General features: G+C 63.2%; 13 protein-coding genes. 8 read left to right on the top strand and 5 right to left on the bottom strand.

The window, feature by feature from the left end; all coding sequences use genetic code 11:
* The first annotated feature begins 132 nt into the window (after positions 1-132).
* Entirely contained in the window at positions 133-453 is a 321-nt protein-coding gene (locus I41_RS14140) for a type II secretion system protein (RefSeq protein ID WP_145433350.1), read from the top strand.
* Between the two features lie 198 nt (positions 454-651).
* Here the strand turns inward: I41_RS14140 and I41_RS14135 are convergent, their stop codons facing one another.
* From I41_RS14135 to I41_RS14120, 4 genes are all read right to left on the bottom strand, one after another.
* Positions 652-2358: an ABC transporter permease gene (locus I41_RS14135; RefSeq protein ID WP_145433348.1), complete on the bottom strand. Its 1707-nt coding sequence runs from the start codon at positions 2356-2358 to the stop codon at positions 652-654.
* Entirely contained in the window at positions 2355-3302 is a 948-nt protein-coding gene (locus I41_RS14130) for an ABC transporter ATP-binding protein (RefSeq protein ID WP_145433346.1), read from the bottom strand. Before I41_RS14130 ends, I41_RS14135 begins: the two co-directional genes overlap by 4 nt.
* 2 nt (positions 3303-3304) lie before the next feature.
* Complete coding sequence (locus tag I41_RS14125) at positions 3305-5500, bottom strand: hypothetical protein (protein ID WP_210420950.1); 2196 nt, start codon at positions 5498-5500, stop codon at positions 3305-3307.
* Between the two features lie 119 nt (positions 5501-5619).
* A complete protein-coding gene (locus tag I41_RS14120) occupies positions 5620-5934 on the bottom strand; it encodes a hypothetical protein (RefSeq protein WP_145433342.1) in 315 nt (104 codons plus the stop codon).
* A gap of 230 nt (positions 5935-6164) precedes the next feature.
* Between I41_RS14120 and I41_RS14115 the strand changes: the two genes are divergently transcribed.
* On the top strand, positions 6165-8798 hold the full coding sequence (locus I41_RS14115; protein ID WP_145433340.1) for a hypothetical protein: 2634 nt from the start codon (positions 6165-6167) through the stop codon (positions 8796-8798).
* 37 nt (positions 8799-8835) lie between these two features.
* Here I41_RS14115 and I41_RS14110 read toward each other — a convergent pair whose 3' ends face one another.
* Positions 8836-10515 carry an outer membrane protein assembly factor BamB family protein gene (locus I41_RS14110; protein WP_145433338.1) on the bottom strand — a complete coding sequence of 560 codons (1680 nt, stop codon included), beginning with the start codon at positions 10513-10515 and terminating at the stop codon, positions 8836-8838.
* A 297-nt stretch (positions 10516-10812) separates the two neighbouring features.
* Here I41_RS14110 and I41_RS14105 point away from each other — a divergent pair, with 297 nt between their 5' ends.
* From I41_RS14105 to I41_RS14080, 6 genes are all read left to right on the top strand, one after another.
* Positions 10813-11571, top strand: a complete 759-nt coding sequence (locus I41_RS14105; RefSeq protein WP_145433337.1) for an SDR family NAD(P)-dependent oxidoreductase — start codon at positions 10813-10815, stop codon at positions 11569-11571.
* A gap of 184 nt (positions 11572-11755) precedes the next feature.
* Positions 11756-13198 carry a DUF6513 domain-containing protein gene (locus I41_RS14100; RefSeq protein WP_145433335.1) on the top strand — a complete coding sequence of 481 codons (1443 nt, stop codon included), beginning with the start codon at positions 11756-11758 and terminating at the stop codon, positions 13196-13198.
* Positions 13195-14622, top strand: a complete 1428-nt coding sequence (locus I41_RS14095; RefSeq protein WP_145433333.1) for an anthranilate synthase component I family protein — start codon at positions 13195-13197, stop codon at positions 14620-14622. The genes I41_RS14100 and I41_RS14095 overlap by 4 nt, the downstream gene beginning before the upstream one ends.
* A gap of 1 nt (position 14623) precedes the next feature.
* Positions 14624-15289 carry an anthranilate synthase component II gene (locus I41_RS14090; protein ID WP_145433331.1) on the top strand — a complete coding sequence of 222 codons (666 nt, stop codon included), beginning with the start codon at positions 14624-14626 and terminating at the stop codon, positions 15287-15289.
* A gap of 12 nt (positions 15290-15301) precedes the next feature.
* Positions 15302-15934: a DUF447 domain-containing protein gene (locus tag I41_RS14085; RefSeq protein ID WP_145433329.1), complete on the top strand. Its 633-nt coding sequence runs from the start codon at positions 15302-15304 to the stop codon at positions 15932-15934.
* 2 nt (positions 15935-15936) lie between these two features.
* A complete protein-coding gene (locus tag I41_RS14080; RefSeq protein WP_145433326.1) occupies positions 15937-16926 on the top strand; it encodes a beta-ribofuranosylaminobenzene 5'-phosphate synthase family protein in 990 nt (329 codons plus the stop codon).
* The last annotated feature ends 35 nt before the right edge of the window (positions 16927-16961 follow it).

Below are 16961 nucleotides of genomic sequence, written 5' to 3'. Positions count from 1 at the left end.
GGCTTGGCGGAACCGTGCCCCCAGCACCCCCGCTGCGCGCCATTCTCGCGACGTACATTTTCCCAACGCCGCGGTCCGCCGCTCCCTCGCGGGAGAGCCCTGGACTTCCGCGGCTTGAGGGGGAGTGGGGTCATGAATCAGACAAATCAGCAACGTCGTCGGGCCTTCTCAGTCATCGAGTTCTTTGCCGTATCCACGATCGTCGGGATCATCGCCGCGATCGTCTTGCCGCGCGTCGTGGTGGACGACAAACTTGCGCGGGAAAAAATTCGCGACCATTATGCCGCGGCGATTAGCGTGGCCGTCGAGCGGTACAAAACCGAGCACCAGCGTTGGCCCGTTAGCATTGCCGACTTGGCGACCGACCCTGAGTTCTTTCCGGACGGCTTGCCGGCCAATCCGTTGACGGGGAGGCCATTCGAGCTGGACCCCGTGACGCACAGCGTGAAGTAGAGCGCGAACACGCACGCCGTTGGGGCGGCTTTGCACCAAAAACGATCTGTGGGAGGCGTCTCCGACGCCGAGTTCGATCACCATCACAAGCGGTTGTGGTCACACAGCACTGCTTCTGGGTCGGAGACCCCTCCCACAGATTTTTGGTGCAAAGCCCCCCTCAACGGCGTCTGTTGCGCGACTCGGGTCGGAGCGAGGCTACGCCGGGTCGTCGTCGAGGTCCCAGGGGCTTTGCGGTCCGCGCGGCGCCGCTGCCTCCAACTCGGCTTCGTCCTCGATGATGCGCACCGGCACGGGAATCCTTTGCAGCATCAGTTCGGTCGCCACGGAACGCAAATTGAGAAGCAGGGCGATGAGCGCGGCCGTCGGCAAGATGAGGACCAGCACGTCGGCCTGAACGCTATTGACGCCGCGGTTAGCAAGTTCGCTGAGCGTCCAGACAGGGTTCGGCATTTGCAATAGCGTGTAGCCGCTGTTGCGTAGTTCGCGCGACGTCATTTGGATCACGGTCGGCACGCCGATGGCAGAGAGCAGCAAAATGACATGAATCAGGAACGCGGCCGTCATGGGGACGTAGACCCACTTCCGCAGTGCATTGATGATTAGTCGACCGAAGCCGAGGAAGGCGACGACGTACGACCACGCAAAGATGGCGTAATAGAACGCGGCCTCAAGCGAGGGACCGCCGCCGCCCGCCATGCCAGTCGCATTGGCCCACACGGCGGCGCTCAAGCTCACGATCAAGAGCATCGTGAGGTTCGCGACGGCGAACAGATACCCGGCGCCGGGGCCGGGGTTCATCAAGCTGACGAACGGACGCCAGGCATCGTTGGTCGGAAGCGAGCGCTGGACGCGTCGCGAGAGATGGGGCCACTCGCCGGTCATCATCGCCCCCATCAGAAACCAGTAGCCGGAACCGAGCGTTGCGGTGATGATCACGACGCCGGACATGAACCCGCTGCTGCTTGCTCCCGGTGATCCAAGGACGACGTAGACCAGTCCCGCCATCCAGCCGCAGAGGCAGGCCTGTTGCGCCATCATCCAGCGCCGCAGCGGCGTCGATCGATTCTCGCTCACGAACGCTACCTGGGCGGCGGCCGCCGCATGAAGCAGCCCGAACGTCGTGACGTAGAGCGACATGACGACGACGGCAAACAGCCAGAACTCGGCCTGACGATACATGGCCGAACCGTCGCTGATGATTCCGATTCCCAAGAACCAAAGCGCCACACCGGCCCCCGCCAGCAAGAGCACCAATGCGACGGAGATCACTACCTGCGTCGTGCGAACGCGCGCGGCGGCCCCAATGAGCAGCGCCATCATGGATAGACCGACCGATCCGAGCATGGCAACGGCCAGCAACATGCCGACGGTGATGGCGTCGACGCCGCGAAGCAGAAACGTGAAGGCGATGCAGGGGCTCACCGCCGAGAGATAAACCACCATTTGCACGAGCGCGCTTGCCAACTTCCCGGTGACAATCTGCCGGGAGCCGAGCGTGGTGATCGACAGCAGATCGAACGTATTCTCCTCTTGCTCGGCCGCTAGCGAACGAAAGGCGGTGAACGGCACGACGAGCGTCAGCGGGATGATGAGGATCGTGTAGTAGGCCGCCAGCATGCCGGGGCCGGCGGCGGCGTAATAGATTTGCGGGCCGACGATCGCGATGCCGACGAAACTGACGATCCAGCAGAATAACAGCACGATCATAAACGTGATGATGAACTGCCGGCTTTTGAGGGCTTGCCGAGTCTCCTTGACGAGAATTGGATTCGCTCGCTCCGCGAGTGCGGCAAGTCGGGCCTCGGTCCAGTTCCATGCGCGCAGCCAACTCGCTTCCGCCGTCCGAGTTGGCGGATGAATCGACGTTGCCTCGTTGAGCGCGGTCGGAGGAACCGAGGTCATTGCACCCTTCCCTCAGTGACATGCATGAAGACGTCCTCCAAGCTCTTGGTCTTGCTGGCGAACTCGACAACCTGAAAATTGGCCTCGATGATCTGGCGGAGCAACGCGGCTTGCTCCGCCGGCCCGCCCGCATGGGTGAGGATCACCTGCCCGTTACGAAACGCAATGTCGCTCACGTCGTCGCGCACGCGGAGATATTGCATCATTCCGTCGGGCTCGCCGAGGACTCGCAAGCGCACCTCGCTGCGCGTTTCCGTTTGATTGCTGATCTCCTCGACGGTGCCGACGGCGAGTAGCTGCCCCTGTTCGATGATCCCCACGCGATGGCACATTTCCGCCAGTTCGGTAAGGATATGCGAGCTGATAAGCACCGACTTCCCGTCAGCCGCCAAGCGGCCGATCATTTCTCGCAGTTCGATGCGCGCCCGCGGATCGAGACCCGCGGCGGGCTCGTCGAGAATGAGCACGGCCGGATCGTGGATCATGGTGCGCCCGAGCGCCAACCGCTGCTTCATCCCTTTGGAAAGGCCGTTGATCGGCTTCTCCGCAAGCTGTTCAAGCAGGGTGAACTCCATGGCGTATTCGATCGCTCGCTTGCGCTCGTAGCTGCGCAGTCCGTAGGCCCGAGCGAAGAAATCGAGATACTCGACGACGTTCATGTTCTGATACGTGCCGAAATAGTCGGGCATGAAGCCGAGCCGGCGGCGGACGCGATCGGGGTCGTCGACGACCGAAAAGCCGTCGACCAACGCGTCGCCGTAGGTTGGCTCGTCGAGCGTCGAGATAATCCGCATGCTGGTCGTCTTGCCAGCGCCGTTGGGTCCGATATACCCGAAGACTTCGCCGGCATAGACCTCGAAGCTCATGTCGACGACGGCCTTGGTCGGGCCGAAGTAGCGGTGCAATTCACGCACTTCAATGAGCGGACGGCGGGGCATGTACATCGTTACCAGCTCCCTTCGATCACATGGAAGCTGTCTGACTCATCGATGCCGTCGACGCCGGGAGTCAGTTCGATGGCGGTCGCAGTGAACGCGATATAGCGACCTGGCCCCCAACCGGTGACTTGCGGCGAGTTGATGGCGCCGAGTCGTCCCTCCATCAAGCTATCGGAGACGGCAAAGCTGTAGTAGCCGCTGCTGTTACGGCGGCCATCGTCGCCAGCAGGGAGCTCAGGCAGGTTCTCCGTGAAAAGGCGCCGCACTCTCGAGGCCACTTGGTTCTGCTGTAGCGGAGGGACGATGACGCCTTTGTCGGCAGGCAACGTCTCGCACCAATAAAAGCTTCCGTCGTGATCTTGCACTGCCGCCCCGACAAGTTCGGCGCCAAGCCGGTTCGTGAGCCTCAGCCCCTCGGCGGTCACGCGAAGATCGAGGCGTTTGTCAGATTTTCGTGCGGCGATCGCGTGGTACTGCGTGGGCGTGCGCGAAGCGAGCCAGCCCCGGGTGAGTCGCTGCTGGTCGTCCCAGACGACTTCGCGTTCGGTCATCGACGACCGCCCGCCAAAGCCAAAAATTGGCGACCAATTTGGCAGGATGGGGAACATCGCCTGGTCGGGCGGAACCGCGATGCCGCCGCGCGGCGCGATACCGGCGTAATACGAATAGCGTCCCCAGGCAGCGCATTCGCCGGTGCGCTGATCGAGAACCGTTACGCTGCGACCTCGCACTCGTGCGGCGACGCCGTCAATCAAGACGCCGTAGGCGAACAGCGACAGCGTCGTCAGGATTGCCGCGGCCGGCACGATGGCCACCAGCATCGGCAGCTTGCCCATGCGGCGGAGGAACCAATAGGTCAGCGGACCGATTCCCAGCGCGAACAGCGTGATGAGGACTTGAAAGCTGCCGACGGGCGCCATGCCGACGCCGGGGATGAGCCAATTGTTGAAGTCGACGTTGGAATCGTTGGGGACGCTGCCAAAGCGGCCCCCCCACTGCTGACGCGGTGCAAGCAACGATTGCGAAATGACGTTCGCCGCTTTCTGGTTATCTCGCTCGCTTGCACTGTGCAGATCCCGTCTGAACGCCGTGATCGCTCCCATCCCCCACCCACGGACGGCGAACCAATCCGCGGACGTCTTCGGCAGATTGCCATCATTAGGCCCCCACGCAGGGACGGATGCATCTATCGCGCTGACGTCATCGGGCCGCGGTTTGGGCGTCGGCTTGAGTCTCTCCTTCGTCGCCACCGCTTCGTCGACGGGATATCCCGCGAGGACCAGCGCGCCCTCGGCGGGTTCCAGCGCTCGGTTGTCCAGCGGAGCGAAGCGCCACGTGGGCGGCAGCGTCCGGTTGTCGTCGGACGCAGCGTCCTTTTCGCCCGAGGCAACATCAGCGCGATCTTCCGCTGCGTTCAAGGGACGCACGTCGCGGGTGCTCAGCGATTGCTCGACCGCGGCCAGTTCCTCCCATTGTCGGCCAGCGCCGATGAGCCACAGATTTCCACCCGTGGCCACCCAGCGCAGAAGCGCGCGGGCCTGAACGGGATGCCGCTCGATCAGTTCCGGTAATCGATTCGCCGGCAAGACCACCACGTTCAGCGAGCTGTAGGCGAGCCAATCAGTCGGCAACTCCGTTGGGGCCATTTCCTGAAACAGCGCCGAGCCGTTGCTATACGCCAACCCCAAATCGGCGGTGACTGCATAACGCTGCGAGTCGGTCAGCATGACTCCTACCGCGGCGACGTCGGCGGGGTTGTTGGCCATGTTGAACCGCAAACTGCCCACATCGACCTGGCTCACCGTGAACTCGTCATCACGGGACCCGTCGACGTAGAGTTCCCACTGGCTCCGCTGCCAATTAGTAAGTTGTGGAACGAGGAGTTGAAGCGTGGCCTTGGTCTGCCCCTGCTCCAAGACGAATCGCTGCCGCGCCTTGACGCCATTGCTGGCGAAATTCCAATCACCCACCGTGAAGCGGAATTCCAGCGTGCGATCGCTCGCCGCCGGTTTCTCAGCGCGGACCGTGACGCTGACGGGATGGTACCCGTATTGCCCGGGCCATTCCGACTTGACGCTTAACTGCAGACCATTCCGGCGCGAGTATTCTGGTCCATTGGTTCCGACCGGCACAGTTAGTCCTTCGCTCGTACTGGCAATGACGACCTCACCTCGCGGTCCTCGCGCGAGGAAGTTGGCCTGCATCGGAACGTTAGGAACTTGCCGCGGTTGGAAACCTGTCTGTGCGAGTGCGCTAGGCGCGGCGCCTAGGGCCGCCAATCCTATCGCCGCGAGCGCGCACCAGTGATTCATCAATCTCCTGTTCAACGTCCGTCCCCGCGTTGCACGTCCGCCGTCTCGGCGCCGATCTCCTGCCGCCTCCCGGCCGTCCGTGCCAGGGACGAATACTCGATCCCGCCGCGGCTGGTGCGTGCGACGACGTCAATTGGCCCGAGCCAGCGCCCAAAGGCGCCGCCCAATGCGAAAAATCCTGCTTGGACGAGGAGAGCCAGCGGCACGCTGAGAGCCCCGGCTCCCAACCCCAGCACGGCGGCCGGCTGCGAAGCCACGGCGAAGATGACGGCAGCTGCCGTGACCAGCAGTGCCAATCCGCGAATTGAGAGTCGGGTCCGAATCATACGAGCAATTCTGACAGAATCTGTTGCACGCTTGCAAGTTGCGGAATCTGATGCGTCGTTCCGGCGTCTTTCGAAGGGTGCGGTCGGTCTTCTCGCGAAGTTGACCCGGCCGGCGAAAATGTGCCTAATCCTAAGTCGCTTCCGGTAACATAATACCAATCTGCCGAACAACATTGGCGCTCAATGTAGGCATTCTTCGCCCACGCCGCAGAAAGCTTGACGAGAAAATGGTGAGACTTATTCAATTCGCGCGGGTCGGCTCGGCGGCGCTTTGCTGGTTACTGCTGATTTCGGACGTGGCGTATGCCTTGGACGTCGAGGTCTACGCGGGCCAGCCTTTCGGCGTCGGGCGCGTGACGGCGACGGTGGCCTCCGCGGGCCCCGCGGCGCCACTGGAGGACGAACGCTTCACGGTAGCGTCGCCCGACGGCCGCGTCCTTTATCCGGTGATCAAGGAGGAGCCCGCGCGGCGGCTGTTGCGTCGATTGCTCGACATTGATGCGCCCCGGAGCGTGACGATCTATTTTCTCTTCCGCGGCGATCAGCCGTTCGAACTGGAAACGTTCGCCCCGACCGAGCAGCGGATCCGCGTCGCGCCGCAGACGAATCCGCAGGCGCATCAGGTCCTGCTCGACCAGTGGTGGCAGCAATACGCGAACCGTTGGAAGAGTCTGCGGGCGACTCCCCAATTTCCCCCAGTGGTCGAAAACTTCTTGGCGGCGAATTTGTCGCGCCGCCTCGGAAAAACGCTGCCGGAGCCAACCGGCGGGTTCCTGGCCGGACTGACGCCAAAGAAGACCGTTTGGGACGAGTTGTTTAATTCCGAATCGCACCAGCTGACGCTCGACCAGCAGCTGCTTGCCGCCCCCCTCGCCGGCGCGGGCCAACCGATGCCCCTGCCGGCGCCGTTGCCCTGGTTCAACCTGCCCGAGCCAGACGCTGATCTCAAGGGCGTTGGCATCGAGCCGATGGCTCTGCACGTACCGGTCGAGTGCTTCTATCTCCGCTTTGGCAATTTCACGAACTACCTCTGGTTTCGCGACCTCAGCAAGAAATGGCAAGGCGACCTCGGCAACATGTTGCTACGGCGCGGCATCGATCGAGCATCGACGCAGCGTCTCGAACAGCAACTATCGCTTCGCGAAAATGCCCTCGCGAAAATTCTCGGCCCGCAGGTAATCGCCGACGTCGCGATGATCGGCCTCGATCCCTACATGCCGCAGGGCGCCGCCGTTGGCATTCTGTTCCAAGCGAAGGCCAATCCGCTCTTGGCAAACGATTTGATGACGCAGCGTCGTCAGGCGCTCAAAAACTATCCCGACGCCGCCGAGTCGACGGTGAAGATCGCTGAACGGGACGTATCGCTCGTCGCCACGCCCGGCGGCGAAGTGCGTTCGTACTACGTGCAGGACGGCGACTTTCATTTGGTGACGACCTCGGAACGTTTGGTTCAACGATTTCTGCTGGCCGGACAAGGCGAAGGCTCGCTCGGCGCCTCGGCCGGCTTTCTTGGCGTTCGCAAGCAGATGCCGGTTAGTCGCGACGACGCGATTTTCGCATACATCTCCCCTGAGTTCTTCAAGTCGCTCACCAGTCCCGCGATTTGGATCGAATCGCAACGTCGGGCACGCTCGGCGCGGGAAGTAAAACTGCTGGAGCTCGCCCAGCTCGAAGCGAAAGCCGAGGGCGTCGAGGCAACCACGGTCGAGCAGCTCATTGCTGCGGGATTGCTGCCGGCGGGCTTCGGTCAGCGCAGCGATGGTTCGCAACTGGTCGTACTCGATCGGACCGCTTCGGATTCCTTGCGCGGCCGACCAGGGTTGTTCCGCCCCGCGGCCGAAGTTGAAGTGACGTCGGTGACGGCCGTCGAAGCCGCCGCTTATCGCGACTTTGCCGAACGCTTCGGTCAGGAGATCGCTCAGCTGCCCCCCATTGGAGTCGCTATCGAGCGGCGCCCGACGACCGGCGGGGAGACGTTAGTCGCCGAGGTCTGGGCGACGCCGCTGAGCGACGTGAAGCTGGGTCGGCTGCCGACGACATTCGGCCCGCCGAGCGGCGAGCGGCTCGCTCCGGTCGTAGGAAACGTCGTGAGCGCGGAAGCCGTTCTTGATTCGCCGCTGCCCTTTGGCGCGAATGCAGGCGAACCAAACCACTTGTTTCTGGGCGTTCGCGATTTCCGCACGCCCCTGGTCGTTGACAACGGCAGCATCGGCGCGGGAGCCGCGCCGGCAGAGCTCGTGCGGATGTATGTGGGGGCGTGGCCGAAGCCGGGCCTCCTGACGCTTTTCACTGGTGAGGCGCTCGCTCAAGGCGAACAACCAATACCGGGCGCGCAATCGACTTGGCAGGCGAAGCGCGATGACTTCTTACTGATCAGCTTCAAGCCTGATTTAGTGCGCGAGGTCCTGCCGCAATTACGGATGGTCCCAGTCGAACATCCTGGTCAACTATGGATTGATGTGGCTGACCTTACCGACAAACAACTTGCCGCCGCAGTCAATGCCTTCGGTTACATGCGCGCTCGCGAAACGTCGGTTGCTGCTTCTCGACTAATGAACACGCTGGCGAATCAGCTCAACGTGCCTCGTTCCGAGTGCCAGGCCATCGCCGAAACGCTGATGGACGGCAAGTTTGTTTGCCCGCTCGGAGGGAAATACGAACTCGTCGACGTGACCGGAGGCGAGCCAATGTGGACGTCGTCGGCAATTCGGCCGCAAAACCGGTTCATGCTCACGGCGGCTCCGGACGATTTTCAGTTGCCGCTGCTCACCTGGTTTCGAGGACTGCGCGCGGAGGCGAGGCTCGATCGGGATGCACTCAACGCCCATGTCGAAATCGACATGGCGGCATCGGCCATGCCGTGAAGAATGCGTGGTTTTGACGACTCGTTGACGCGCGCAACTAGAGAGTTGGCGTCGGGGCGAGGGGGAGTTCGAAGCAAGCAGCTTCCTCGGCATTGCGAACCAACAGGTACTTGCCTGATAGGGCGGGGTTGTTCCAGGTGACTCCTTCGATCGCCTGCAGCTTGGCAAGTTCGCGGTACTTGTCAGAATCGGCGGCGATTAGCACTAGCTCGCCCGACTCGCTGATCACGAGTATCTTGTCGCCGACGAGCATGATTTGGCCGTGGCCGAGATCAGGGCGGCGCCGCTTCTTCCAGTAGCGCTTGCCCGTCTCCAAATCGGCAGCATCCATGTCGATGTCGTCGATCCCGTACAAGACCCCGTCGCGGATGACGACGTTGCCGAATTTCGTACGGAGCACTGGCTTCGACCAAATGACCTCAGTCGACCATTTCTCAGCATCGCCGTCAGCTTTCTCTGAAGCAGCGGCGTTGGGTGCAATGCGCGTCACCTGCAGTAGCTGCGACTGAATGCCGTAACCTTTTGAAAGGAAGATGCGATCACCTCCGACGGGGACCGGTTGTGAGGCCGAGGCGTTGCCGTTGCTGTCGCCATCCCAGGGGTGCTCCCAAAGGACGGCGCCCGTCGCCGCGTCGTGCGCGGTGAGGAAATTCTCATTCACGACCAGAATCTGGCGTACGCCGCCAATGTCGGCGAGCACCGGCGACGCATACGACGAACGATGAGAGCCCGCGGTCCAGGCGACTTCGCCCGTTTCGCGCTTGAACGCAACGAGCGATTTCTCGTCGGGGCCGCCAACGCTGATGACGACGTTGTCGTCGACGATTAGCGGCGAATCCGACTTGCCCCAGCTGATATTCTCGGCGCCGAACTCCGCCAGCGTGTCGTGCGTCCAAATTACTTTGCCCTTGCTGGCATCGATGCAATTCAGAATGCCGGTGGCGCCGTGGGAATAGACGCGGCCATTGTGAATGGTGGGGGTCGCTCGAGGTCCGACGCCGCCAAGCGCGCCTGGACCCGAGGGATCCCAACGAGCCTCATCGGCGTGCGACCAGGCGACTTTGCCAGACTTCAATTCGTAGCAGACGACCATCTCCTGACCGCCGCGCTGCTCTTGCGTAACGGCGTAGTCGCCGACGATCGCAAAGCCCGACCAACCGGCGCCGATTGGTTGCGTCCAGAGGAGCTTCGGCGGGTGGGCGTTCCAGTCGGCCTCAATGTCGACGCCCTTCACTTCGGCCCAGTAGCCATTGCCGAGAAACCGTGGATAGTCGTGGTCGGTTTCCTTCCAATCAAGAAGCACACTCGAGGCGGCGACGGCCCGTTCCAGCGTCTCGTCGTGGGTAGGAGCCCACCGCCAACGCCAATCGGCGACGCCGGTATTGCCATTGTTGATCAACTGCACCGGTCCGAAGGGCGAGATCGCCCACACGGGGGTCCACACCAAGGCAGCGGCCCACCAGCGCCGTGGCGACGGCAACCCGCTGCTGCGCAGCGTCCAGATTGAAAGCCCTCCCAGGGCGAGCATCGACGCAATCTGTAGCGAGACGTTCTTGTAGTCTTGCGCAAGATCGGTGAGCCAAATCACGACAGTGGCGATTGTCAGTAAGGCCCACCAGCCAACAAGAAAAGCGAGGCGCTGCGGTCGTCGACGCTCACGATTCGTTGCGGTCGCCACGTCGATCGGCGTTCTTTCAGCTCGGGCCACGCAGCTCATCTCGTGATCATTCGCGGGGTTAAGGGCTAACGGGCGTGAATCAACATCGGCGGCGTCCGAGGCGCCATCAATCCTAAAGTTGGCCAATTACCGCGGCAACTGAAGTCGACCCGCCTGGAGCGAAACGACGTTGCAAGTGCCTTGATTCTGCTAAATTGCTTCGGTTCTACCGTTAATACGTCCGCCGACACCCTTCGGTTGCGGCCGGTCAGCGACCAAACTACAACCGAAGGATAGCTTCACCGTTCCCGCCCTCCCGTTTTCTGGGGCCGCCTTCGGCGACCGCAATTTGCCGCTATGCCTGATTCCGACTATCGCCTGGAAGGTCGCTGGGCCGTCGTCACCGGCAGCACCAGGGGAATCGGCAAAGCCATCGCCCTCGAGCTAGCGGCAGGTGGATCCAACGTCGTTGTTCATGGCCGCGATCGGCAGGCCGCCGACGAAGTTGCCGCCGCCATCCGGCAGTTCAAGCGCGAAGCAATCGCGGTTGTTACCGACCTCGCAGATGCGGCTTCCCGTAGGGACCTCGTCCACGGGCTCTGGCGAGAGCGGCCGATCGACATGTGGGTGAATAACGCCGGCGTCGACGTGTTGACGGGCGAATCCGCCGACTGGTCGTTCGACGACAAACTCCATCGACTTTGGGAAGTCGACGTCCTGGGAACGGTCGAGCTTAGCCGCGCCGTGGGCGCTCGCATGAAAGAGCGCGGGCAGGGGTCGATCGTCAACATCGGCTGGGATCAGGCCGAGATGGGAATGGCGGGCGACAGCGGCGAGATGTTTGCCGTGGCAAAGGGGGGGATAATGAACTTCACCCGCAGCCTCGCAAAGTCGCTGGCGCCGGCGGTGCGCGTCAACTGCATCGCCCCCGGCTGGATCCGCACGGCGTGGGGCGAGGAGGCGTCGGACTACTGGCAGGAGCGTGCTAAGGGCGAGTCGCTCCTCAACCGCTGGGGCGAGGTTGAGGATATTGCCCGTGTCGCACGGTTTCTGGCGTCGGACGCGGCGTCGTTTGTGAACGGGCAGACGATCGCGGTCAACGGCGGTCGCCATTGATAGTCAATTGTCAAAAACACTTATGAATTCCTTGCAACAGGACTACACCATTACGCCCAATTAGCTCCTCCCGCTCGCGGCGGACACGCGGGCTAGCGCCGCGCGGCTAAACGGGCCCCTTCGCAGTCATCATCTATCTGCCCCGCGCGCATTCGTCATCCGTCAATCAGACGCCCCTGTCGCCATGCCCCGCGATCACATCCATTTCGTCACCGGCCGCTTGGCGGAGCATGCGCTCAAGTCGGTCGTCGCGCCGTTGGCGACAGACGTCGGGTTCGACTACACCGTCGAGGTGCTGCCGATCACCGTTGCCGCGCTCATGTCGCCCGAGTGGATTGCCAAGCATTGGCATGTTTCTAGTAAAGCAACGCGGGTGATCGTGCCGGGCTATTGCGAAGGGGATATGTCGCCGCTGGCAGTCAGCTCACCCGCGCCGGTCGAACGGGGGCCGCGCGACTTACGGCAACTGCACGCCCATTTCAAACGTCAATCGCCGCCGAGCGACTATGGGGCCTTCGACGTTGAGATTATTGCCGAGATCAACCATTGTCCACGCCTGCCGCTCGCCGAGATCTTGCGACAGGCGGCGCTCTTGTCAAGCGACGGCGCCGATTTCATCGACGTCGGCTGCGATCCCGGCGGCACATGGAATGGCGTGGAACATGTCGTGCGAGCACTCCGCGACGAGGGCTATCGCGTCTCCGTCGATAGCCTCAATCCCGCGGAGATCGCACCCGCGGTGGACGCGGGAGCCGAATTGGTGCTCAGCGTGAACAGCTCGAATCGCGAGGCGGCGCTCGACTGGGGCGCCGAAGTGATCGTCACCCCCGACGTGCCGGCGACGCTCGAAGGGCTTGACGAAACGGTCGACTTTCTGGCCCGGCATGGAGTGCCGCTGAGGATCGATCCGATACTTGAACCGATTGGGTTCGGTTTCGCGGCTAGCCTGGGCCGCTACTTTGAAATCCGCCGCCGCTACCCCGACGCCGAAATGATGATGGGGATCGGCAATCTCACCGAACTGACCGACGTCGACTCCGCCGGCGTCAACGCCGTGCTGCTGGGCATTTGCCAGGAACTCGGCGTCCGCAGCGTTCTCACGACGCAGGTGATCAACTGGGCGCGCACTAGCGTGGCCGAATGCGACGTCGCCCGCCGGGTGATGCATCACGCGGTGACTCATCGCGTCCTGCCGAAACATCTCGACTCGCGGCTGGTGATGCTGCGTGACGCCGACGTGCTGGAAACGCCGGTCGCTGCGATCGCCGAACTCGCGACGCAGGTGCGCGACAACAACTACCGCATCTACGCCACAGCCGGCGAAGTTCATCTCGTCGGCCCTGGCCTCCATTTGCACGACGCCGATCCGTTCGTCGTGATGGAACAACTGCGGCAGGCCGGTCCCGACGGCAGCCTCCCGAAAAATCTCGATCCCGGCCACGCTTTCTATCTCGGTTACGAGATGTGCAAGGCGCTCACCGCCTTGACGCTCGGCAAGTCCTATCGTCAGGACGAATCGCTCGACTGGGGACTAGCCACCCGCTCCGAAGCGCGGCACTATCTCAAGCGGCCGTCGGCGAAGGCAAAGCCAAATGAATCGCCGGACGACGCCAAAGGGGCGCCATGAGCAATTTGCCCTCCTCTCCCCTGCCCCTCGCCGAACCGCTGCCCAGCGGCATGCCCGCGATTGCAGCTTTCGAACGGCTCGCCGCGCTGCCGCATGTCATTTTCTTCGATTCCGCCGCGCGCGACCCTCGGTTGGGACGCTATTCGTTCGTTGCGGCCGATCCGTTCGCTTGGATCGAGCGCCCGGCCGACGGCAGCGACGCCCTAGCCGCAGTCGAAGCTCTCTGGAAGCAGTTCGTTCCCCACTCCGCAGCGCACGCCGATCTGCCGCCATTTCAAGGCGGCTTGGCAGGGCTCCTCTCCTACGATCTCAACCGCAGCCTGGAGCGCATTGCCGCCCCCAGATTTGAAGACTTGCAAACGCCCGCTCTGGCCGTCGGGGCGTACGACGTCGTCGCGGCGTTTGATCACCTGGAACACCGCGCGTGGCTGATCTCCCAAGGGTTGCCGGAGGTCGAACCGGCAGCTCGACGCGAGCGTGCGGAGTCGCGTTTGGCCGAGTTCAAGCGACTACTGTTCGGCAGCCCGTCGACGGCGGCTCAACCGGTTGGTCGAACCGGCAGTTCCGCGCTGCTCAAAGAGCTCGCGCCGCAGTTTCCGATGCCGATGCTTGGCGTCACCAGCAATCTCTCGGCCGCCGCGTACCGCGACATGGTTCGCCGCGGCGTCGAGTACATCCACGCCGGCGATATTTTCCAGGTCAACCTCGCCCAGCGGTTGCTCCACGCGGCGACGAGTACCTCGCTCGATCTGTATCTGCGGTTGCGCGAGCGAAACCCCGCCCCCTACGCCGGCTACTTCGATCTCGGCCCATGGCAAATCTGCAGCGCGTCGCCGGAATGCTTCCTCACGGTGCGCGACCGGCAGGTTGAAACGCGGCCGATTAAAGGGACACGCGGCCGTTCGCAGACGCCCGAGGCCGATCTGTTTGCCGGCGACGATCTCTCGGCCAGCGAAAAAGATCGCGCCGAGAACGTCATGATCGTCGACCTGATGCGAAACGATCTGTCGCGAGTCTGCACGTCCGAGAGCGTGCACATCAAACAGCTCTGCCGTCTGGAAACCTACGCCTTCGTGAAGCATTTGGTGTCGGTGGTGCGCGGCGAGCTGCGGCCGGAATGCTCGCCGTTCGATCTGCTGCGGGCGAGCTTCCCCGGCGGGTCGATCACCGGCGCTCCCAAGGTTCGCGCGATGGAAATCATCGCCGAGCTGGAGCCGACAGCCCGCGGACCTTACTGCGGCTCGCTGGCTTATCTCGGCTTCGACGGCACGATGGACGCGAGCATTCTTATTCGCACGATCACCGCCGGCCGAGGTTGGTGGCAGCTACCGGTAGGGGGCGGCATCGTGGCGCAGAGCGAGCCTGACGATGAATATCGCGAAACCTGGCATAAGGCCCACGGCATGTTGAAGGCGATTTTGTAGCATGATCTTGCTGATCGACAACTACGACAGCTTCGTCCACAACCTCGCACGCTATTTTGTGCGATTGGGCCAGGAGACATGCATTGTTCGTAATGACGAGATGGGCGTCGAGGAGATGCGCGTGCTCGAACCGGCAGCAATTGTCATTTCGCCGGGCCCCTGCACGCCGGCCGAGGCGGGTTGCTCCGTAGACGTCATTCGCGCGTGCCATGAGAGCATTCCCGTGCTGGGCGTCTGTCTCGGTCATCAAGCGATCGGCGCCGCCTTCGGCGGCGTCATTGCCCGTGCGCTCGAACCGCGGCATGGACGAACCTCGTCCATCGAGCACGACGGTTCGGGGCTATTCGGCGGTCTGCCTTCGCCGATGACGGTCTGCCGGTACCATTCGCTGGCGATCGAGGAATCGACGCTCCCGGCATTTCTGCGCGTCACCGCCCGCGCCGCCGACGGCACGATCATGGCCCTGCAGCACGTCACCGCGCCGCTGTTTGGGTTACAATTCCACCCGGAGGCGGCGCTTACGGAGCATGGCTACGCGATGCTGGCCAACTTCCTGCACCTCGCCGGCTGTAGCGTGGTCGGTAACGTCCAGCAGCTGGCCGCTAGTGAGAATCGCAGCCCGATCGCACCGCCCTACGCCCCTCCCGCGAAACCGCTCACCTTCTAGCCAGCGTCAGCGATGCCTGCCGATCTACCTCCACTATCGCCGCCCACGCTTGGCGCCGACGGCCGCATCTTGGAGGGGATCGTCACGACGCTGAACTTCGATGGCAGCGTCAACGTCTCGCCGATGGGTCCGATCGTCGATGATGCGCTCGATCGGCTCTGGCTACGCCCGTTCAAAACGTCGACGACGTATCGGAACCTCAAGCGGACGGGGCGGGGGGTGTTTCATGTGACTGACGACGTCGAGCTCTTAGCGCAAGCGGCCGTTGGCCAGCCCGACCCCCACCCGCGCTTCGTCGCGACGCCGGGCGGCGATACGCTGATTCTCGCCAATGCCTGTCGGTGGTATGCGCTGGAGATCGAATCGCTCGACGACGCCGAGGAGCGGACAAGCATTGTCGCTCGTGTGGCCGATCGCGGCGCGCCGCGGGAGTTTTTTGGTTTCAATCGTGCGAAGCATGCCGTGCTCGAAGCGGCCATTCTGGCGACGCGAATTCACTTGACCGGGCCATCGGCTATCCTCACAGAGTACGACCGCCTGCAGATTGCCGTCGACAAAACGGGCGCCGCCGCGGAACGACGAGCGATGGCATTTCTCCGCGCGCATATCGCCCGCGCCGCCGAGCAAGCGGGGCAGCAACAGTGAGCGTGACGATCTCCACGCCGAGTCGGCTCCATTTCGGCCTCCTGCGTTTCGAACAAACTGATGGACCGAGCTTCGGCGGATTGGGGATGATGATCGCCGAACCGCGGTGCGTGGTAAGGCTGACTGCATCGAATGAATGGCATGCCTCAGGCATCGACGCCGATCGTGCCGTCTCAAACGGACGACGAGCGCTGGACTACGTGGCCACGCAAGTAGCCGCGGATCTATGCCCCGCCGGAGCGACCCATCAAACGCCCCAGGCCTTCAAGATCGAAGTGCTCGAATCGATCCCCGCCCACCACGGCCTCGGCAGCGGCACCCAGCTCGCTCTCGCCATCGCCGCCGGAGTTCGCTCCCTCTGCGGCCTCCCCGACGCAAACGCCGAAGAACTCGCCGAAATGGTTGGCCGGGGCCGCCGCAGCGCGATCGGCTGTCACGGCTTTTTGCGGGGCGGGCTGCTGTATGAACTTGGCAGTTACCCTGACGAGCCGCTCGGTCGCCTCGCCAAACGCGTGGAGACGCCAAACGCTTGGCGGGTGGTGCTCGTCACGGCCGCGAAATCGGCGGGGCTGAGCGGCGAGCACGAGCTGAATGCGTTCAGCCAGCTTCCTCCCGTCCCCGCCGCGGCCACCGCTCGGCTCGAGCAACTCGCCGCGGCGGCGATCTTGCCGGCCGCCGAACACGGCGACGTCGACGCCTTCGGGGATGCTCTATTCGAGTACGGCCGGATTGCGGGCGAATGCTTCGCCAGCGTGCAAGGCGGGCCGTACGCCTCCGCGGAAATCGCGGCGTGCGTCGAGACGCTGCGCGGTTTCGGCGCTCGCGGCGTTGGGCAATCGTCGTGGGGGCCAACCGTTTTTGCGCTCGCGGCGGATGAAGCGCAGGCGAACGACCTCGTCGCGCGGATGCGCGCTGCTATGACTTGGCGTGACCGCGCGATGCGCATCACCCAGCCCGATAATCACGGCTCCCATACCGTCACGCCCATTTAGCCCCGCCGCTCGCGGCGGGGACGCGCGGGCTATCG

It is taken from the genome of Lacipirellula limnantheis, assembly GCF_007746075.1.
Taxonomy (GTDB): Bacteria; Planctomycetota; Planctomycetia; order Pirellulales; family Lacipirellulaceae; genus Lacipirellula; species Lacipirellula limnantheis.
Note: the sequence above shows the minus strand (reverse complement) of the source record. Positions and strands in the feature narration are given on the sequence as shown.